This is a genomic window from Providencia rustigianii DSM 4541 (assembly GCF_000156395.1).
Classification (GTDB): domain Bacteria; phylum Pseudomonadota; class Gammaproteobacteria; order Enterobacterales; family Enterobacteriaceae; genus Providencia; species Providencia rustigianii.
The window spans coordinates 1-20,754 of record NZ_GG703819.1 but is presented as its reverse complement, the minus strand read 5'-3'; the positions used below and the strand labels follow the sequence as shown (position 1 = coordinate 20,754).

At 40.2% G+C, this 20,754-nt stretch carries 18 protein-coding genes and 1 tRNA gene; 9 read left to right on the top strand and 10 right to left on the bottom strand.

What is annotated here, in order from left to right; genetic code table 11:
• Positions 1-69: 69 nt before the first annotated feature.
• The 5 genes from PROVRUST_RS09895 to PROVRUST_RS09875 form a co-directional block, all read right to left on the bottom strand.
• The gene (locus PROVRUST_RS09895; protein ID WP_006814654.1) at positions 70-1,797 is read right to left on the bottom strand and encodes a potassium/proton antiporter; all 1,728 of its coding nucleotides are present in this window, start codon (positions 1,795-1,797) and stop codon (positions 70-72) included.
• 370 nt (positions 1,798-2,167) lie between these two features.
• Positions 2,168-2,836, bottom strand: a complete 669-nt coding sequence (locus PROVRUST_RS09890) for a methionine ABC transporter permease (protein WP_006814652.1) — start codon at positions 2,834-2,836, stop codon at positions 2,168-2,170.
• Positions 2,833-3,846 (bottom strand): methionine ABC transporter ATP-binding protein, encoded by a 1,014-nt coding sequence (locus tag PROVRUST_RS09885; protein ID WP_006814651.1) that lies wholly within the window; start codon positions 3,844-3,846, stop codon positions 2,833-2,835. Before PROVRUST_RS09885 ends, PROVRUST_RS09890 begins: the two co-directional genes overlap by 4 nt.
• A gap of 2 nt (positions 3,847-3,848) precedes the next feature.
• Positions 3,849-5,309, bottom strand: a complete 1,461-nt coding sequence (locus PROVRUST_RS09880; RefSeq protein WP_006814650.1) for an FAD/NAD(P)-binding protein — start codon at positions 5,307-5,309, stop codon at positions 3,849-3,851.
• 4 nt (positions 5,310-5,313) lie between these two features.
• Positions 5,314-6,438 (bottom strand): alkylhydroperoxidase domain protein, encoded by a 1,125-nt coding sequence (locus tag PROVRUST_RS09875; protein WP_006814649.1) that lies wholly within the window; start codon positions 6,436-6,438, stop codon positions 5,314-5,316.
• Positions 6,439-6,649: 211 nt separating this feature from the next.
• Here PROVRUST_RS09875 and PROVRUST_RS09870 point away from each other — a divergent pair, with 211 nt between their 5' ends.
• Positions 6,650-7,483, top strand: coding sequence for a MetQ/NlpA family ABC transporter substrate-binding protein (locus PROVRUST_RS09870; RefSeq protein ID WP_039855034.1), 834 nt, complete (start codon positions 6,650-6,652; stop codon positions 7,481-7,483).
• 69 nt (positions 7,484-7,552) lie between these two features.
• Here PROVRUST_RS09870 and PROVRUST_RS09865 read toward each other — a convergent pair whose 3' ends face one another.
• The gene (locus tag PROVRUST_RS09865; protein ID WP_006814647.1) at positions 7,553-8,788 is read right to left on the bottom strand and encodes an ArsB/NhaD family transporter; all 1,236 of its coding nucleotides are present in this window, start codon (positions 8,786-8,788) and stop codon (positions 7,553-7,555) included.
• A 268-nt stretch (positions 8,789-9,056) separates the two neighbouring features.
• Here PROVRUST_RS09865 and PROVRUST_RS09860 point away from each other — a divergent pair, with 268 nt between their 5' ends.
• On the top strand, positions 9,057-9,764 hold the full coding sequence (locus PROVRUST_RS09860; protein ID WP_039855032.1) for a hypothetical protein: 708 nt from the start codon (positions 9,057-9,059) through the stop codon (positions 9,762-9,764).
• Here the strand turns inward: PROVRUST_RS09860 and PROVRUST_RS09855 are convergent.
• A complete protein-coding gene (locus tag PROVRUST_RS09855; RefSeq protein ID WP_039855382.1) occupies positions 9,761-10,048 on the bottom strand; it encodes a hypothetical protein in 288 nt (95 codons plus the stop codon). The two genes, PROVRUST_RS09860 and PROVRUST_RS09855, sit on opposite strands and share 4 nt — an antisense overlap.
• 333 nt (positions 10,049-10,381) lie before the next feature.
• Between PROVRUST_RS09855 and PROVRUST_RS09850 the strand changes: the two genes are divergently transcribed.
• Positions 10,382-10,708 (top strand): DUF1622 domain-containing protein, encoded by a 327-nt coding sequence (locus PROVRUST_RS09850; protein ID WP_006814644.1) that lies wholly within the window; start codon positions 10,382-10,384, stop codon positions 10,706-10,708.
• Between the two features lie 143 nt (positions 10,709-10,851).
• Here PROVRUST_RS09850 and PROVRUST_RS09845 read toward each other — a convergent pair.
• Positions 10,852-10,926, bottom strand: a tRNA-Arg gene (locus PROVRUST_RS09845).
• A gap of 395 nt (positions 10,927-11,321) precedes the next feature.
• Here PROVRUST_RS09845 and mlaA point away from each other — a divergent pair.
• On the top strand, positions 11,322-12,071 hold the full coding sequence (mlaA, locus tag PROVRUST_RS09840; protein ID WP_039855030.1) for a phospholipid-binding lipoprotein MlaA: 750 nt from the start codon (positions 11,322-11,324) through the stop codon (positions 12,069-12,071).
• Positions 12,072-12,565: 494 nt separating this feature from the next.
• Here the strand turns inward: mlaA and fadL are convergent, their stop codons facing one another.
• Positions 12,566-13,837 (bottom strand): long-chain fatty acid transporter FadL, encoded by a 1,272-nt coding sequence (gene fadL, locus PROVRUST_RS09835; protein ID WP_006814642.1) that lies wholly within the window; start codon positions 13,835-13,837, stop codon positions 12,566-12,568.
• A 351-nt stretch (positions 13,838-14,188) separates the two neighbouring features.
• Here fadL and PROVRUST_RS09830 point away from each other — a divergent pair, with 351 nt between their 5' ends.
• From PROVRUST_RS09830 to sixA, 4 genes are all read left to right on the top strand, one after another.
• Positions 14,189-14,485 (top strand): YfcZ/YiiS family protein, encoded by a 297-nt coding sequence (locus tag PROVRUST_RS09830; RefSeq protein ID WP_006814641.1) that lies wholly within the window; start codon positions 14,189-14,191, stop codon positions 14,483-14,485.
• Positions 14,486-14,755: 270 nt separating this feature from the next.
• Positions 14,756-16,075, top strand: a complete 1,320-nt coding sequence (gene fadI / locus PROVRUST_RS09825; RefSeq protein ID WP_039855028.1) for an acetyl-CoA C-acyltransferase FadI — start codon at positions 14,756-14,758, stop codon at positions 16,073-16,075.
• Entirely contained in the window at positions 16,075-18,264 is a 2,190-nt protein-coding gene (gene fadJ, locus PROVRUST_RS09820) for a fatty acid oxidation complex subunit alpha FadJ (RefSeq protein WP_006814639.1), read from the top strand. The genes fadI and fadJ overlap by 1 nt, the downstream gene beginning before the upstream one ends.
• 232 nt (positions 18,265-18,496) lie before the next feature.
• Positions 18,497-18,982, top strand: a complete 486-nt coding sequence (gene sixA, locus PROVRUST_RS09815; RefSeq protein ID WP_006814638.1) for a phosphohistidine phosphatase SixA — start codon at positions 18,497-18,499, stop codon at positions 18,980-18,982.
• A gap of 27 nt (positions 18,983-19,009) precedes the next feature.
• On the opposite strand, the gene smrB is transcribed toward sixA, so the two are convergent.
• Complete coding sequence (gene smrB / locus PROVRUST_RS09810) at positions 19,010-19,555, bottom strand: endonuclease SmrB (protein WP_039855025.1); 546 nt, start codon at positions 19,553-19,555, stop codon at positions 19,010-19,012.
• 223 nt (positions 19,556-19,778) lie between these two features.
• Here smrB and hutI point away from each other — a divergent pair.
• Positions 19,779-20,754, top strand: a 976-nt coding sequence (gene hutI, locus PROVRUST_RS09805) for an imidazolonepropionase (RefSeq protein WP_006814636.1), incomplete at its 3' end; no start/stop codon positions are given.

Here is a 20,754-nt window from a genome sequence, read left to right as displayed (position 1 = left end):
TTTTATATATAATCGAATTCCTAAAAACGAAATGTGAATTCTTACAGAATTGAAATTTTTCTCAATAGGCTAGCTTAGCTCTAATTTTACTGGTTCCAATATCACCGTAACAATTCGCGGGCCAATCATTTCCTCAATCTTTATCTGTATATTATCCAATCTAATAATATTTCCTTGTACTGGCTGGTTATCCGTATTTACGTGAATAAAGTGATCCAATGTTTTGTTGGAATCCACTTCCAGTTGGATACCATAAGATTCGAATATTTCATTGATTCGAGTCGTTCCTTTTAAGCTTAATCCTGTTTCTGGCAACTCAATAGGTTCTAATGCTAAAGCTGTTTTTCCAGAGAATAAACGCTCTAGAAATGCTCTATTTTGAGGTTTTAGAACAACAAATAAGTGGTCTCTAGCTAATAGCGTGGTTGAGCCTCTAGGAGGAAGGACGCTTTTTCCTCGGGTTATCATGGCGATAACAGTTTGATCGGGTAAGGCTAATTCTGACAAACGGCGACCTACCGCTGAACAGTCATCACCAAGTGTATATTCCACTAAATCGGCATCAATTTGATCAACAGCTGTGATATCTAAGGTTGCCGCTGGTATCAACGGCGGTGGCTGCATCAGATTTAATCGTCGTGCAAAATAAGGTAATGTAGAGCCTTGTAGAGTCGCTGAAATTAATACGACGAAGAATACCACATCAAAAATAAGGTTTGCGCCAGGTAGACCATAAATAAATGGGAATATAGCCAGAATAATTGGGACTGATCCTCTTAGGCCAACCCAAGATATCAGGGTGTTTTCATTTCGAGTAAAACCAAATATTTTTAGTACAGGAATCACGGCTAATGGGCGTGCGATGAATGTTAATACTAATGCGATCATTAACCCCTCTTGCCATACTTCGATTAATGAGCTTGGATTCACCAATAGCCCTAACATGACGAACATGATGATTTGGCTTAACCACGCGAGTCCATCATGAAATAAAAAGGTATTACGTTGAAATACAAATGAATGATTCCCGATGACCACTCCGGTAATAAATATAGACAAGAACCCGCTACCACCTAAATTACTGGCAACACCGAAGGAAAATAAACCACAGGCAGCAACAAGCACAGGATAGAGCCCAGCGGTTAACAATTTAATTTTATTGATGATTTTAATCGAAATCCAGCCGACACTAATACCCACCGCTGCACCAACCCCCATCTGGCTGACAAACAGTAAAGCAAGTTCACTTCCTGTTGCTTGAGGATTCATAAGTAGCTGCAATAGACCAACCGTTAAAAAAATAGCCATTGGATCGTTGGTTGCACTTTCTATCTCTAATGTGGCTTGTAAACGTTCATTAAGGTAGATCCCTGCATTACGTAATAATGAAAATACTGCGGCAGCATCAGTTGAACCGACTATTGCTCCAAGCAACAATCCTTCAAGAAGAGGTATACCAAGGATATATGCAGCTGCGAGTCCTGTGATCCCTGCCGTCACTAAAACCCCAAAGGTAGCGAGGGTAAATGCAGGTTTCCAAACTAATTTGATGGATTTAACGGAAGTCTGTAAACCACCATCAAATAAAATTATAGCGAGCGCAAGGGATCCGACAGCATAAGAAACGTTAACATTATCAAAGGTTATTTTTCCAAGACCATCTTCTCCCGCTAGCATGCCGACAAATAGGAACATAACCAGCATGGGTAAGCCTAATCTTGCAGAGAGTTTACTAGAAAAAATACCCAGTAAAATCAATATAGATGAAAGTAAAATCAGTTGTTCAATAGTCGGCATAATCAGTTGTCAGTTAAGTGGTTGATAAAACGCTGACGATGCATCGCAAAGCGTACGAAGTAGCTCTTGATTTTATTAAAGTGACAAAAATATGCAGTTGGATGATATTTTAACTTCAAATGCATAAATAAACATTTTGCTACAGAATATTATGATTATATATGAATCACTTTAAATATATTGATATTTTATTGTATTTTTAAAAAGTTAATTTGCAGATATAGCACGATTTTTTGTGAAATTAGTCGAAATTACCTTATTTTTGACGAGTAAGATGAAGTTTGATGAAAGACTCGAGATGGAGAAGTCAGATTCTGATAGGGAAGTATTAATAAAAGTCGGCAGAGAATTACTGCCGACAAATTTACAGCTAGTGAAAACGAGCCTTTTTAGCCAGATAATCACCAATAAACTGTATTCCTTGAACAATGATCACTAACGTAACGACAGTAATCGCCATTGCAACATTGTCAAAACTCTGATAACCATAATTAAGCGCTAAGTCGCCAACACCACCTCCGCCTACGGCACCAGCCATGGCGGTTGCGCCAACCAGGGTGATACTTGCTGCAGTTAAACTCAAAATCAGTGACGATTTTGCTTCAGGTAAAATAAAGTGCCAAACAATTTGCCAATTAGTCGCACCCATAGCATCAGCGGCTTCGATAATGCCAGAATGTACACTGAGTAGTGAATTCTCTACTAATCGAGCGGTATAGGGCGCAATATAAATGACCAAAGGAACAATTGCTGCGGTTGTTCCAATTGAAGTTCCAACGACAAATCGAGTTAACGGAATGATAGCCACTAATAGAATAATAAAAGGTAAGGAGCGGAAGATATTAATAATCGGGTTAATAATGCGATAGAGCGTTTTATTTTCCCAGATCCCATCTGGTCTGGTGATCACTAATAAAATTCCTAATGAAACACCTAATATAGAGCCAAGTACAAGAGCAATACTGACCATGGTAAACGTTTCAGACATGGCAAGTAAGAATTGCTTACTGGTTAATGCGGTTTCAAAAAATTGGCTCATAAAGTTCCCTTATTCACTGCAACACCCCGTTGGCGCAAGTAATCTACCGCTTCATCAATTTGTTGCTTATTGCCGAGTATTTGGACAAACATACTTCCCAGCACTACGCCGTTAATTTCCTTCATATTGGCAAAAAGGATATTTACTTTGACAATATTTTTGATAATCAGCTCATTAACAACTGGCTCCTGTGCTGATTTACCTAAAAACTCTAATCGATAAACATCTTCTTGATGTTCGAGTTGATGAAGAACGCGTTCAGGGATCTCTTCATTTAAAACGGTTCGGACGAATTTTTGTGTCGTCGAATGTTGTGGTTGAGCAAAAATATCTAGTACAGTGCCTTCTTCTACTATTTTTCCGGATTCCATAACCGCAACACGATTACAAATTTGCTCGATGACTTCCATTTCATGGGTCACTAGTAAAATGGTGATGTTTTGTTCACGATTAATTTTCTGTAGTAACGAGAGAATTGCCCCTGTAGTTTGGGGATCTAACGCAGAGGTTGCTTCATCACACAGCAAAATCTGAGGGTTATTGATCAAAGCCCGCGCGATACCAACACGCTGTTTCTGCCCTCCAGATAGCTGATTTGGATACTGATTTTTTTTATCGCTTAGCTCCACATACTCAAGGATATTATCAACTCGGCGCTCAATTTCTTGCCTATTAATACCTAATAGCTTTAGTGGCATAGCGATATTTTGAGCCACAGTCTTGGTTTCCAGCAAATTAAAATGTTGAAAGATCATGCCAATACTTTTTTTATGTGCTCGGATTTGTGCTGGACTATGTTCCGCAATATTTTGCTGATCAATGACAACGGCACCATTTGAGGGTTTTTCCAGTTGATTAACTAAGCGGATTAGTGAGCTTTTCCCTGCGCCGCTATAACCAATAAAACCAAAAATATCCCCTTTATTGATATGCAAATTAATATCTTGAAGTGCAACTAAAGATTGCCCATCTTTCTCATACACTTTTTGGACATTTTGAAATGTGATCATATTCACCCCTCATTCTCAGTAAGTTGCACACGGTTTTTAGGTGGTAATGCTGGTTGCCACTCATGTCCAAGTAATTCGTACTCAGAACTATTTTTCACAAGTTCAAGATGTTGTTCCTGATGAGCAAGATACAATTTTGCAGCGATATGGTCGGCTAAACGTTCAGCGCCTGTATTTGTGCCTGGAATGAGGCCGATGACGGGACCCATACTTAATGACGCACTTAAATTAAAGCAATAAAAGTGGTCGATATAAGGGAATGCATAACCTGATTTTGCTTGTAATTCAAAATGTTCACCGAGGTAAGGGTGAGCAGCGAGTTCGCTATTTTCTTCATCAGCAGGCGGCGTGTATACATCTCCCCAAGTTTTAATAAATGGAGCTAAACGTTGGAATGCGCTGTGTTTATTCCAATTGATGCGATAACCAGTCGCTAAGATCAAATAGTCGAGAATAAAATTTCCATTCGTTGTGGAAATATGCAGTTTATTGCCATCCAACTGCACATGGTTCACTTGAGTGTTGAAATTAAAATAGGCATTTTCATGGCGGGAAACGCGTAAAGTACTACCTTGTGGCGAGGGAGTTTTTGCTTTCAGAACATAGTCAGCATAATGCCATTTTTGAGCATCTGTAAAATAGTGATATGCATTGGTAAATCCAGCACTCCCCGCGACTTTTCCTCGATTTACACGTGGCATATCATTGGCACGAATTAAAATTTCCACGGAGTTTGCGCCATGCTCTAAAGCTGTTGCTGTGCTGTCCATGGCTCCTGCGCTATAACCCACAACCCCAATATCTAATCCTTTAAATCGTTGGTAATCACTACCCGCATATGAATGTTCCCAAAATGTATTTGGAATATTATTCATAAACTCAGGAATATTTGGCTCACTGAAGGACTCCATACCTGTAGCAAGGATCACATGTTGAGCAACAAAATGGGTTAAGCCTTTTGGCGTATTAAATAGTAACTCTCGTCCTTGGGGGTTTAACTGTATATCAATCAATTGATACTGATTGAAGACGATGGGTTGAGTCATAGACTTAAACCATTGAAGGTATTCACCCCATTGCAGGCGAGGAATTTTATCTAGCTCTAGCCATGCTTGTTCACCAAACTGAGCTTTGAACCATGCTTGGAAGGTCAGTGATGGTGTAGCTAACGCAGGACCAACGACTTGTTTTGGGGAGCGCAGTGTTTCCATCAACGCGGGTGTTTGCCATGGTCCCTCCTTTCCTGATGACGCTTGGTCAAATACTACGGCATTAACGCCTCGTAATTTTAGAGCGAAAGCGGCTGTAATCCCAGACATTCCTGCGCCAATAATAGCCACATCAATTTTCTGATCGGATAAGTCATTTTCGGATAATGACCAAGAGGTTATTGGTAAATTAAGATATTGTAAGTCTTGCTCAATCTGTTTTTCTAACACGGCCAAGCCGATAACCTGTTCCATGGCATCATTCCTTATTTTTTGTTATTTCGAAAGGCTCACCCAGTGAGAGCATTAAGCGGTTTGCCCATGCAAAAAATGCGGTGGATTGAATAAGGTCAAGTAACTCTAATTCGGATAATCCCAATGAACGTAATGCAGTGATTTGCTCTGATGAACTTTGAATTGGTGTTGCTGAAAGTGAAGCAACAAAATCAATAATGGCCTGTAATCTATCATCATAACCATCAGCTAATATCGTGCCAGAAGGCGTCGCTAGTAAATTATCCACATCAGTTCGATGTTCTTTAGCGTATTGGCTTGCTTTACGGGCATGGACAGAAGCGCAATAAATACATCCATTAACTTTACTGACGACAGCCGCCGCCAGTTCACGTTCCCAACGAGCTAGTCCTCCGGAAGTATAAAAAATACCACGGTCAATCAGTGTGCGGATCTCTAAAATTTTGCTTTGATGGGCAAGAAGTAAAAAATACTCTGAATTTAATTGCCCAAATTTTTTCATGGTTTGGGTTTCTTCTGTATCAAGGTTGCTAGCTTCTCGGGCAGTTAACCAAGATTCCCAGCCTAACTCATCTTGAGTAAATACAGTGGGTGACGGCTGTCCTTTTTGGGTGGTTGGGCGATTATTCCATTTCCCTGCAACGACTTTATTTGTCTTTATCTGATGAGAATTGTGATTTTCTAATAAGCTAAATCCATCGACTAACCGTGCTTGGTAGGTGACGAAGGTAATTAATTGCGCCAATAAAATAATATCGGATTCTGACCAGCCTAAATCAATAAACTGCTGAATTAATGTAAAATCGGTAGCTTTAGGTGTATTCACCAAGATCAGTAAATATTTTTTCGCCAACTCCAACGCAGGAGAAAAAACAACCTCTGGTTGAGCATTTAATTGCGCTAAATAATGATTAGCGAGTATTTGGCTCCCTGTTTGCTTAGCCGTTTCATAAGCAAAATAATATTTAATATTCGTTGGCAATTCTACGGAAGGCGTTGAGAAGATGGTCTCAAAAGCAGCTTGGGTATTTTCCGTTGCAACAGGGCGCTCTAAGCGGATTTGCACTAATTCTGATTCTGGCGTTAGGTTCAAGAGAGAATTAATTAAATCATTTTTTATAATAGTCATAAAAGTACTCACTTTATTTAAATATTGTTATCTCCTTTATTACATATCAATTACATCACTATTCGAACTATCTATTAGTTATATAGTTATAACTATTTGAATTAGGGGATTTTGATATATCTATTCAGATTTAAGTTATAACGATATGGTCTAAGTGGATAAAAAAATCCTGTTTATACTCCAGAAAAATGACACAACAGGATCCTTTAAAATGTTAAAACAAAAATTAATAAATATTTCTTTAATTGCCACAGCAGTAATTTTCTTAGCTGGATGTGGTGATAATAATGAACAAACCAACCCGGATAAAAAGCAAATTACCATTGGTTTTGGTGTGGGAAATTATATTGACCAGGTTGAGAAGGGAATTGTGCCTATTTTAGAGAAAAAAGGTTATCAGGTTAATTTACGCCAGTTTTCACAAAATAGACAAATTAACCCAGCTTTTGAAGAGGGTGCGATTGATGCATCTGTAAATCAAAGCCGCGCTTATATGGAAGCCTATAATGAGAAAAATAATATTAATATGGTAGCACTGGCGGACTCACCGAGTGCACCTCAAAGTTTACGTTCTAATAAACATAAATCATTGAGTGAAGTTAAAGATGGCATGATTGTGGCGTTGTCGAATGACCCCGTAAATGCAGAACGTGGAGCGCGTATCTTAGAGGATTTGGGTTGGATTAAAATTAAGCCCAATGTAAGTACATTAAGCTTTAGCGTGAATGATATTGAGCCTGCTAAATATAAGCTTGATATTCGTGAAACTGATGCAGCCCAAGGTTTACGTTTACTGGAAGATGTTGATTTTGTTGTGGTGAATGGTAACTATGTAGCGAGTGCAGGGCAGCGTATAGCGGATGGATTAGTGGTGGAAAATTCCCCATTAGAGCATCGTGTGGTCGTGAGTGTATTACAAAAAGATCTCGATTCTCAGTGGGCTAAAGATTTAAAAGAGGCCTTTGAATCTAAAGAATACGCAGATTATATTCGTTCACAACGTATTTATGATGGATTTATTGAACCGGCAGCGTGGAATCAATAATCGTCCAACTTTATGGGGTTACTTCATAACAAGGAGGCTTTTGAGTTATAAAAGCCTCCTTAAATGAGATTAAAGTACTAACCAAATCCAAGCGGTCGCCAGCAGCATACAGAATGCAGCAACAATTCCTCCTGATTTAGCAAATTCAGAAAATGAAATTTTCACACCATAAGCCGCAGCTTGTTCAACAACAATGATCCCCGCCAAGCTACCAAAAATAAATAAGTTACTGGAAAAACCGGAACCTAAAACAAGTGCTGCTCCGAGGGAGTCAGCATTACCATCTGGTGTTAAGAAAGGGACTAATAGCATTACGGATGGGTTATTTCCCACAATAGTGCTAAGCACGCCAGTGACTAAAAAGAGCACTAGCGGGTTATTCAATTCAACCCCATGAGCCCGTAAATCATTGAGCATTTGTTGGGGTAATCCGGTGCCTGAAAATGCCGCATTGACGACAAATAATCCCATGATTAATAGTAATAAATTACCATCGACTAATTTCAGCATATCACTGGAGGCAATCGACCGGTTAAGCAGTAAAAACCCAGCTGCGGTCAAAGCGATCAATTCTTTAGGGATATCACTGACGACAAAAGCCACAATGACTGCCAGTGTAATAATGCCTGCTTTAGCGGTTTCCCATGTATTTAACGTGGCGCTTGGAGAGGTTGAGATGGGCGCTCCACTCGATTGTTTTTCTAAATACCAGCGATTACGGTATAGCCACACTAAAATAGCCCAAGTAATAGGCAAGGAGAGTAGTGCTGGGATTGCAGAAGCTTGGAGTAGACCAACAAATGAAATATCTAACCCTTGGGCGGCAATCATATTTTGAGGACTACCGATCAGTGAACCTGTCGCCCCATTATTGGCAGCAAAACAGAAGCCTAGTAGGAATGGTATTGGATTCAATCCCCGAGATAATGTAATTGATACCAGAAGTGGAGTCATAGCGACAACGACGACATCATTTGTTAGCAATGCAGATAACAACCCGCCCACCGCAATCAGCACGGCTAATAATGTAGGCGCACTGACCTTTAGCATTGCGACACGATTTGCAGTCCAACTGTAGAAGCCAGAGACTACGAAAGAAGCAGATACCACCATTAAACCAAATAACATTCCAATAGTACGGTAATCGATGGCATTCCATGCATTGGGTGGTGTAATGCTGCCGATCGCCATCATAGCTAATGCGCCAATAACGGCTGCGCCGGTTCTATCTACTTTAAAGCCCGGTAGTTTGCCAAATGCCATGGCAACATAAACCAGTACAAAAACAACAATGGTTAAGGTCATAGAATTCACATTTTTCTGAAGATTTAGGGGGGATTTTACGAGGTTCCACGCAGTAGGCAATGATTAATTAATATTTTGATTTTTCATCAGTTATTTATCCTTCTATGACCATCTGATTAAGAATAAATAAAAGGAAATATAGCCTTTTGAAAAGTCATATTGAATGCATATTATTCGGTGTTATCTATCTTTATTTAATGTTGATAGGTCGCCGGTGAGCGCTAGTATCTTGGTGGAAACTGAAACCAAAATACAGAGGAAAAATAAGATGAAAAATTATTATTCATCAGCTTTAGCGTTAGGCGAAACAAGAAGTTCGTTAGTCACCTTACATAATGACCTATTGGTGTATCAGACAGAAAGTGTGATTCCATTATCTGACGTTTTTACTAATTCATCGAAGCGTGTATTAGATGCGCTGGATTTGAATATTAATATTTTAGATGATGGCATTACTGAGTTAAAACAGCAGGCGACAGAGTTAGTGAGCGAAAGCACGGCTCAATTAATTACTGAAATAGAATCTAAAATAGTAAATTTAAATGATGAATTAGATAGCTTAAATGATAGTTTAAATATTGATACGGAAATTATGGCAGTAGAGGAATTAAAGACATCAATAGAGAATTTAATTAATTACTATCAAGGTAAGATAGATTTACTAACTAGGACTATATTTCGCTTCACAGAAAATAAAAGTGTCGCATCGAACGGAACTATTTTAGGACTAGACGAATTATTAGCATCACTGAAGAAAAATTTGGCGAATACAAAAAATAAGTTAACAGAGATAAATATGCTACTCGCTTACCTTTATAAATTACAAGAATTTATTCTACATGCACTAAAAATAGTGAGCAATTGGAGTGGTATTATTGCACCGCTATTACCTTATGGTATAGCCGGTGCTTCCTCTTTAGGGCTATCAATTGTTGTTGGGCAAATTCGTGAGTATCTTACATGGTTCAAAGGTTAATTTTTTGACGCAGATGGGTTAGTCGTCAATTTTTGGCTATCGATCCATTGAGATAGTATTTTACTTGCAGTTAATCTTAATTGAGTTTTTTTAGTGCTGGATGGATTCAAATATTGAGTAGAATACTCCAGTAACTGAATATTTTTAAAAATAAACCAGCGGTCTGTTATTTGCTGTGAGGCTTCTGGTTGTTGCCTATCATGATAAACAAACAAGGTATATTCTTCCTGTTTAGATTGCTCCTCCGGTACGCCTGCTATCTGAATGACTTCGTTTGGTGTCATGCCCACCATGAAAATTGAAGGCGATTTTTCCTTTGCACAACCTATTATTAGGCTACAAAGAAATAAAATAAAGATTGTTCGCATAAAAACTAATCCGTGAAATAGGAATACTGGCAAAAATAATATCAGGGCAAAAGATAAAACGAAATAGGGGCTTAAAAGTAAGTGAAGTTTACGATACCACTAAGACGACTCCCCGAAATATGCATGTCAGTTAAATTTTATTAGCATCAGAGGAAATAGTCTGGTTTAGTTTTTTATGAAATCCATATATGTTTTTTTGAGTCAATTGCCTAAACTGATTCAATATAAAATATGTGATTGAGGTTTTCTATGTTCGATTTAAATTTTTTACGTGAATTATTGGTTGGGTGTGTTCATTTTTTACAGCTACTGTTGGAAACGATCTCGGTTATTTGTGTTGTTATTGGGCTAGGTAAAACGCTGGTAGTTTTATGTCAGTTAAAGGGAGAAAGAGTTGCTCGCTATTGTTTTGGAAACTGGCTTGCGATGGCATTAGAATTTCAATTAGCTGCCGATATTTTAGCGACAACAATAGACCCTGATTTAGATAGCTTGATTAAACTTGGGATCATTGCAGTGATACGAACCTTCTTGAATTACTTCTTAGCGAAAGAGCTAGAGCAACGGCCTAAATAGCGATAAAAGTAGACTTCTAAACATCAATAAAACACGCTTCTCTTCTTGTTTATATGAATAAGGTTAGGAGCGTTGCTATGGCAGTTTTCTATCAAGGCTAAATTACGTCTTTTGGGTGAGAGATTCTTTAGAGTGGCTTGTGCTGGTGTCCCCTGCAGGAATCGAACCTGCAACTAGCCCTTAGGAGGGGCTTGTTATATCCGTTTAACTAAGAGGACATCGAAGTAATACAAATTAGCGCTTGGCATTTTACTGTTCACCACCCGTTGAATCAAGCTGTTACAGATAAATTCCACATTTTTGTTGCTGAGAGATAATTATCTGCTTTATTTTTGACCTATTAATTCTTAAGTAAAAATTTATTTTAGATAAGTAACCTCTTTGAATTCACGACAATAATCGTAATTAAACGTCATTTATGCGCTATTTTCAGGCTAATTAATTATATTTCCTATGATAAGTTGATAATTAAATAGGTTATAATTATACCCATCAGGTTATTAAACCACTCAAAACGATTAACAAATTTTTTTTATTTGCTTCTATGATAAGCAGATAAAAGATCATCAATAAAAAACACCATGGTTGGGTGGAATAAGGGATGGAGAGTATGATGAAGTTTCGCATGAGTAGCGTTCTTCTGGCAGGGGTTTTGATTGTGGGATGCGCAAGTGTAGACCCTGTCACACAGCAGCGTTCAGACCCTCTTGAAGGTTTTAACCGAGCAATGTTCAATTTTAACTACAACGTCTTAGATCCTTATATTTTAAGACCCGTAGCCGTTGCTTGGAACGACTATGTACCAATGCCTGCGAGAAATGGACTCAGCAACTTTTTAGGTAACCTTGAAGAACCGGCAAGCATGCTGAATAGCTTTATTCGCGGTGAGCCCGCTCAAGGTTTTAAACATTTTAATCGCTTTTTCCTCAATACCGTTTTCGGTATGGGGGGCTTAATTGATGTTGCTGGCATGGCAAACCCTCAATTAGTGAAAGAAGAGCCTAAACGATTTGGTAATACGTTAGGTTATTACGATGTTGGTTATGGTCCTTACGTTGTTCTGCCTGGCTATGGTAGCGCAACATTACGTGAGCAGGGTGGGGATTTGGTGGATGACCTTTACCCAATGCTGAGTTATTTAACGTTCTGGATGTCGGCCGGCAAATGGGCGCTAGAAGGGATTGAAACACGGGCTAGATTGCTGGATTCAGATGGTTTATTGCATAGTTCATCTGACCCATATTTAATGTTCCGCGAAGCGTATTTCCAGCGTAATGACTTTTTATCGAAAGGTGGCACTTTGCAACCGGCTGAAAACCCTAATGCTGCGGTGATTGAAGGTGAGCTGGATTCAATTGATTAGGATTAAAGAGTAAAAGGTCGAAGAAAGATTGGTGGGTTTATCACTCTCTATGTTTGCAAGCATCAGAGAGTGATAAATAAACTGCTAATCATTTTCCTGTTTTCCTCGTTCTACCACTGTGTCAATGATGGCACTGACCACTAACACGCACACAAAACTGATGGTGAATAACGTTCCCATACTACCCTCCTAAGTTTTTCTCATGTTTGCCTCTTTTGTGAATGACTCTAATACCGCTTCATTTCAAAACAATGAAGGTAGTTAGGTGATTTTCATTACTTGATAAATAAAAATGATTGAAGGGAAAATCAATAAGCCACAGAAATGACATTAACAATAAAATAACATCGGGCTATATTTAATATATAAATCTGTACAAAAAAAAGTCAAGGAAAAATGGATATATTCGATGATTTTTATTTGATGAAGGGTTAGGAAGGGAATGTTGACGATAAATCAGGGGAGCGAACTCCCCTGATTGGAGATGCAATAGATTAGAACGTATAGTTGAAGTTCACGCCATATAACCAAGCCGAACCTTCAGATTTGAAGCGCACCACTGAGTTAGGGTTTTTTTCATCCAATTTCTCGTCGATATTGACTTTTTTACCGTGCATATAAGCAATACCCAAGTCGACAGACGCATCTTTATTGAATGCGTAAGTGGTACCTGCGGTCAGCCAGTAACGGTCTTGGTCAGGAATTGAAATTGAACGGTACTTAGAAGGTACTGGGCTTTCGTCATACGCGATACCAGTACGGAATGTCCAGTTATCATCATAGAAGTAAGTGGTACCTAGCGCTAAACGCCATGCATCATCAAAGTTTTCTGGTTTATGGAATAGCTCTTTACCATTACTTTTTTCGTAGGCAGTGAGGTCTTTAAAGGTGCTCCAGCCTGTATAGGAAACGCTATAATGCAGCGCCCATTTCGGATCGACTTTATGGTAACCCGAGAATTCCCAGATATCCGGTAAATTGAGATCTAAAGTGCCTTTGACTGTTTCACCGCCTAAACCACCAACGAGCTTAGGAAGATCATTAGAATACTTACCTTCTTCAAATTTCACTTTGACTTTTGAGCGGTAAGTAAAGCTTAAACGGTTATCTGGGTTGATTTCATATAATAAGCCAGCATTCCAGCCATAACCCCAATCATCACCTTTCAACTTAGCTGCGGTGGTACTTGGTGTAATTCCCAGAGATGGAATATTTTTTCCTGCATGTCGGGTAATTTCTGCATCGGCATAAACAGCATTAGCACCCACACCAAAGCTAAAATTATCATTGATGCGGTAGGCACCACTTAAATTCAAGTTAACGGTTTTTAAATCTGTTTTTCCGCCAATAGGGCCTGCGGCGTAATCTTTATGAAAGTCAGTAGCAAGACCAAAGTTAGTGGTCATTGAGGTACCTACTGCCCATTTATCATTAATTGGAAAAATAAAGTGTGCGTTAGGAACTAAAGCATTCGGAGCGATGTTATTGGCAGTAAATGCATCGCTATCACGACCCTTAATATCAACGGTTGGGTCAATATATACCGCACCAATCGACATCGTTGGTCGATCAAATAACATCATTGCGGCAGGGTTACGGTTACCTTCACTTGCGTTGTCGCCGACGGCTCCTGCGCCTGAAAAAGCACGTCCTAGTGCGGATGTTGAATATTCATTCAGCAAAAAACCAGCTGCAACTGCATTGGAAGACATGACAGCCACTGCTATTGCCAAAGCTGATCGGGTAAATAGGTTTTTCTGGCTCATGACCAAAACCCTCTAGTAGTTTTATTTAAATAAGCGACTTCTATCGCAAGAAGCGCTGAATTGTAGGGTCGCTTGCCTGAATGACAAATCAGACCAGTTAGAAGAGTATAGGTCTGACCACTGGGTTTGTTGCAAGAGTGTTTGCTATTTGTTCGTTGTTTATTTTCAAAAATGCGATGCATTTAACAAAATGGCAACATTCATTTTGGTTAAAAGCAAAAGAAATACTCATATAAGGAACTAGATCAAACTTCTATTGAATTATTAGCGATAAATTTTGATATCACTAGTGTTTGGGACTTTTTCAGCGTTATGATACTGGCTTAACAGTTTGTTTATTGGGAGAGCAAAATGACTGATGCGATTAAACGTTGTAGCGCAGACGAAACCGCTGCGTGCTGTTGTGTAGATGTAGGTACAGTGCTGGAAAATAAAGACTGCACCGCTGCGTATCAGAATGTTTTCGCGACGCAGCAAGAAGCGGAAGCGATGCTGAAAACACTGACAGAAAAAGCCCGATCAGTAGAATCAGAGCCTTGTGAAATTAAACATTCCATTAACAGTGTTGCTGGTGGTGTAGAATTAACTGCGGAGTTCGCATTTAGCTGTGAAGCAGAGAGTCTAATTTTTCAATTAGGCCTGCGTTAATCAAACGTTTGAATTTGTTTTTAAAGCCCATTAATCCTGTTATTTGACTTATTGTCATCTTTAACAATTAATGGGTTTTTTCATATCCTCCTCCCTCAGATTTTTATCTTAAATTCTATTTCACTGTAACTTGTGTGTGAGCTCGCATTTTTCATCTACACCAATTGATAAATGTGAAGATTATGTTAACAATCAATACAGGTCTGACCTCTCTATCTAAGTATCCAAAACAACACTAATTTTCTTTCTTCTTTTTTTGCAGGAGCGACCATGAACTCAGTATCCCACCATGGCGAAGGCATGCATGTCGCAAAGGAACGAATTGCCATTGTTAACGGCTTACGTTTACCTTTTGCTAAGCAATCTACAGCATATCAAGGCATTGCTGCTGTAGATTTAGGCAAAGCTGTCGTTGCCGAGTTACTACACCGTAGTGATATCGACCCCTCTATCATTGAACAATTGGTCTTTGGGCAAGTGGTTCAAATGCCTGAAGCGCCAAATATTGCGCGGGAAATTGTGTTGGGTACAGGAATGAGCGTCTCAACCGATGCCTACAGCGTATCTAGAGCGTGTGCGACGAGCTTTCAAGCCATCGTCAATGTTGCCCAAAGTATGATGGTGGGGGATATTTCAGTCGGTGTGGCGGGAGGAGCGGATTCATCCTCTGTTTTACCTATTGGCGTCTCCAAAAAATTGGCTGAAACTTTACTTGCATTAAGTAAGGCCAAATCATTGGGGCAAAAATTAGCGTTATTTGCCAAGCTAAGACCCAAAGATCTTATTCCTGTTGCACCTGGTGTTGCTGAGTATTCTACGGGGTTACGCATGGGGGATACCGCGGAGCAAATGGCGAAAAGCTACCACATTTCGCGAGAGCAACAAGACGAACTAGCCCATCGCTCACATTTACTGGCAGCGAAGGCATGGGAAAGTGGCGCTTTAGCAAAAGAAGTGATGACCGCCTATATGCCCCCCTTTAAACAGGCATTTTCCCGAGACAATAATGTACGCGAAAATTCTGTTTTATCCTCCTATGCGAAGCTAAAACCTGCTTTTGATCGTAAACACGGTAGCGTCACTGCGGCTAACAGTACCCCATTAACGGATGGTGCAGCGGCAATTTTGATGATGACAGAATCACGGGCTAAAGCATTAGGCTATACCCCAATGGGTTATATCAAAAGCTACGCATTCTCAGCCATCGATGTGTGGGAAGATATGTTATTAGGGCCCTCTTATGCAACACCGATAGCATTACGAAAAGCCGGATTAACCCTACAAGATTTGACACTGATTGATATGCACGAAGCTTTTGCTGCGCAAACATTAAGTAACATCCAAATGTTTGCGAGTCAGAAATTCGCCCAAGAAAAATTGGGGCTAGATAAAGCCATTGGTGAAATCGACATGGATAAATTTAATGTTCTTGGTGGCTCTATTGCTTATGGGCATCCATTTGCGGCGACTGGCGCACGGATGGTGACCCAAACATTAAATGAGTTACGCCGACGGGGTGGTGGTTTTGGTTTAACCACGGCTTGTGCCGCTGGTGGCTTAGGCGTGGCAATGATTTTGGAGGTGGAATAATGGGACAACATTCTACGCAGAACGCAGGAACAGGAAATCAAGCTTTTAGGTTGGAGATCGTCAACCAAAATGTGGGAGTGATCTATATCGATGTCCCTAATGAAAAAGTGAATACCCTGAAGGCGGAGTTTGCAGAACAGTTTTATGCCATCTTACAGAAAGCACAATCGACCTCCGGTTTAAAAGGGCTGGTGATCACCTCGGGTAAAAAAGACAGTTTTATTGCTGGGGCCGATATTAGCATGATTGCTAGCTGCACCAGCAAAGAGCAAGCCAGTGAGTTATCCAAACAAGGTCACACGCTGTTCGATAAAATTGAAAATTATCCATTGCCCATTATTGCTGCGATCCATGGAGCGTGCCTTGGTGGTGGCTTGGAGTTGGCGCTCGCATGCCATGCTCGAATTTGTACCTCAGATGATAAAACCAAACTCGGGTTACCAGAAGTTCAATTAGGATTACTCCCCGGTTCCGGAGGAACTCAACGTTTACCGCGTTTAATTGGTGTTCCCAATGCGCTCGACATGATGTTGACGGGGCGACAAATCAAAGGCAAGCAGGCGCTAAAAATGCGCTTGGTTGATGATGTGGTTCCTGAGTCTATTTTATTGGCCACTGCCGTTGAATTAGCGCAAAAAGGCAGTGTTCGCCGTAAGCCACTGCATTGGCAACAGCGGTTACTGAGTAGCCGATTGTTGCGTAATACCGTATTTAACAGCGCGAAAGAAAAAACCTTGAGTAAAACACAAGGGCACTATCCGGCACCTGAAAAAATTATTCAGGTTGTGAAAGCGGGTATGAATAGTGGGTTAAAAATCGGATTCGCTGAGGAAGCGAAAGCCTTTGGTGAATTAGCTATGACACCAGAATCGGCAGCATTGCGTAGCCTATTTTTTGCCTCTACCTCATTGAAAAATGAAACTGGAGCCGATGCTAAGCCATTGAATATCAAATTGGTTGGTATTCTGGGAGGCGGGTTAATGGGCGGCGGAATTGCTTATGTGAGTGCATCCCTAGGCAAATATTCAGTGCGTATTAAAGATATTTCGGATAAGGGGATTTCCCAAGCACTTCGTTATAGCTGGGATTTACTGACTCAGCGCGTGATTAAGCGTCGGTTATTAGCTCGGGAGCGTGCAGCAATTATGGCTCGACTCTCTGGCTCGGTGAATTATCAAGGCCTAGAAACCGCCAATATCGTTGTAGAAGCCGTATTTGAAGATTTAGCGTTAAAAAGAAAAATGGTCACAGAAATTGCAGAAATGTCCCAAGGAAAAGCGATTTTTGCATCGAATACATCATCACTCCCTATTCACAAAATAGCGGAGGGTGCGGAACACCCTGAAAAAGTCATTGGATTACATTATTTTAGCCCCGTGGATAAAATGCCGTTGGTCGAGGTTATCCCTCATAAACAGACAGATGCAACAACGATTGCAACCACCATTGCATTCGCTAAGCGCCAAGGGAAAACAGCGATTGTGGTTGGGGATGATGCGGGGTTCTATGTAAACCGCATTTTAGCACCTTACTTATGTGAAGCAGCACAGTGCTTAGTTGAAGGTAATGCCATTGACCATATTGATAATGCATTGGTCAAGTTTGGTTTTCCTGTCGGGCCTTTCCACCTGTTGGATGAAGTCGGTATTGATGTTGGAACCAAAATCCTGCCTATTTTAGTTGAGAGATTTGGTGCTCGCTTCAAAGCACCCGATGCGCTTGATAAAGTGGTTAATGATGACCGTAAAGGGAAAAAGAATGGTCGTGGTTTTTATTCATATAGACATACAGGCAGTAAATTAGCATTTTGGAAAAAAGCGCCAAAACGTCAAGTTGATGCAGGTATCTATTCATTGCTCAGCATCCATCCAGAAGCTAAGTCTAGCCAAACAGATATTGCTCAACGTTGTGTGATGTTAATGCTTAATGAAGCGGCACGTTGTTTGGATGAAAAAATTATTCGTAGCGCTCGTGATGGGGATATTGGTGCTGTATTTGGTATTGGATTTCCGCCATTTTTTGGGGGGCCATTTCACTATATGGATAACCTTGGTATCGCCAAAACGGTAGAAACGTTACAAACTCTGGCGGATAAATACGGCGAAAAATTCGCCCCGTGTGAATTGCTGACACAAATGGCAGCCTCGAATACACGTTTCTATTCCACTGAAAATGTGACTACAAATTAGCCATAATAAGTGATTGGTAATCAACCTGATAGCGTAGTTAAAGGCTGCGATATCAGGTTTTTTTATGGCAATTGAGTAAAAAACATCAACAAAAAACAATGTAAATCATTTTATTTACAGGCGGTTTGTTGCAGAATCTCACTTCACCCCAACTGATGGTTATCTTTAACAATAATTATCTTAACAAAAAGAATAGAGCTTCATTGAGAAGCGGCTACACAGATGGTGGATTATGCAAGTTTATATTATGCGTCACGGTGATGCGGCAATACAGGCGGCGAGCGATGCGGCTAGGCCATTAACGCAAAAAGGAAAAGACGAATCGCTATTAATGGCACAATGGCTAAATGAGCGTCGTCCCAATATTGATACGGTATTGGTTAGCCCTTATCTACGTGCAGAGCAAACTCTGCAAGAAATACGTCATAGCTTGCTATTGCCAGAACAAGCACAGACGATGGAAGGATTAACGCCAGGTGGAAATGCGGCTTGGGTTGCCGATCAAATTCGTGATTATGTCTCATTAGGCGCAAAAGCAATTTTAGTGGTTTCTCACTTACCATTAGTCGGATATTTAGTCTCAGAGTTATGCCCCCATGAAGCCCCCCCGATGTTCACTACCTCAACCATTGCATGTATTGAGGTGGATGAAAAACAGGTGAGTAGCCATTTAGAATGGATGCTTAGCCCTTCACAAATTTCATTAATGAAATCCTGAATAACGGTATGTCGATAATGAGAGTGTTTAGCGACGAGCACTCTCTGCTGTCTCAATGATCAGCAATAATGAAGCATTGCCTCCCCATTCTTTAGGGGCTTGATGAAAGGCGACAATATCTGGATGTTGAGCCAACCATAGCGGTGTTTGTTGTTTTAAAATATGCTTACCGTGCCCATGCATAATGCAGGCGCAAAAGACATTTTCCCGTTTACACGCTGCAATTAACGCGCCAATTTCTTGTTTGGCTTCCATTTGAGTTAACCCATGTAAATCAAGAAATAACTCAGGAACATAATCCCCACGGCGTAGCTTCTTCAACTCATAAGGATTGGAATCAGGTCTTAAATAACGCGTTGGACCGTCATCGTCTAATTGAGGTTGAAATTCATCTGAAAAATAAAAAGACGCATCCACTTGTTCTTGCATGACTTTTTTACTGGATGGCTGTGTTACTTTTGTGCGAACAGGTGAATGGACTATCTTATCTTGGCGAATTTTTTTTGCGCCACGGATAGCCTCTTTGAATAGATTAAGATCGTCTTCTTCTAGACCGAATTTATTTTTTTTCATTGTCGATAAATCATTCTTTTTCAGATAGGTAAAACAGGGATTAGTGTAACCTATTTTTAGCATCAACGGTTACACCTGAATAATTTTAGCGACGGATAACAAATTTATAACTTTCTTCCTCTGTATAGATTGACAACAGATGGTTAATTAGTCTAATTGTATATACATATCTATACTACCATATGAGAAGCCATTAAATGCTTCTGTTGCCATAGGATGATTTATGTTATTTAAAGCACAAGAAAATGACGTGATTTGGCGTAATGGACGCATTGCTTCGATGGACCCAGAGATAGGCGCTGCGTACGGCTTAGTTGAAAATTATGACTTAATCGTTCGCAATAATCTGATTGTGGCAGTTCACCCCAGCAAGGACGTTGATGCTAATGGCTGCGAAATTATTGATGTGGCAGGGCGCTTGATCACTCCGGGATTAATTGATTGCCATACTCACTTGGTTTTTGGTGGGAATCGCGCTGGAGAATGGGAACAACGAATGAATGGCGTCTCCTATGAAACCATCAGTGCTCAAGGCGGGGGGATTAATTCCACTGTGCGTTCTACACGAACAATGAGTGAGGCTGAGCTATTCGCTGTTTCTAAACCCCGTTTAGAGGCGTTAATACGTGAGGGTGTGACGACAATTGAAATGAAATCGGGTTATGGACTCGATTTTGACAGTGAAGAAAAACAGTTGTTGGTCGCCAAGCAATTATCTGCAACTTATCCTATTGATGTCAGCTCGACACTGCTTTCTGCTCATACGGTTCCTCCAGAATATAAAGGTAAACCCGATGAGTATATTGAATTAATCTGCACGAAAATCATGCCTGAATTGTGGAGCAAAGGCTTATTTGAAGCTGTCGATGTCTTCTGCGAAAGTGTTGGCTTTTCGTTGGAGCAGAGTGAAAAATTATTCTCTGCGGCTAAAAAACTAGGAATTCCAGTTAAAGGACATGTAGAACAACTTTCCAATTTAGGGGGAAGTGAGCTGGTGGCGAGCTATAAGGGATTGTCTGTTGACCATATTGAATATTTGGATCTTAAGGGTATTCAGGCTTTAAAACGTAGTGGCACGGTTGCGGTATTGTTACCGGGCGCATTTTATTTCCTAAGAGAAACTAAATTACCACCGATTGAGTTGCTGCGAGAACATCAGGTTCCAATGGCGATATCGACTGATTTTAACCCGGGAACTA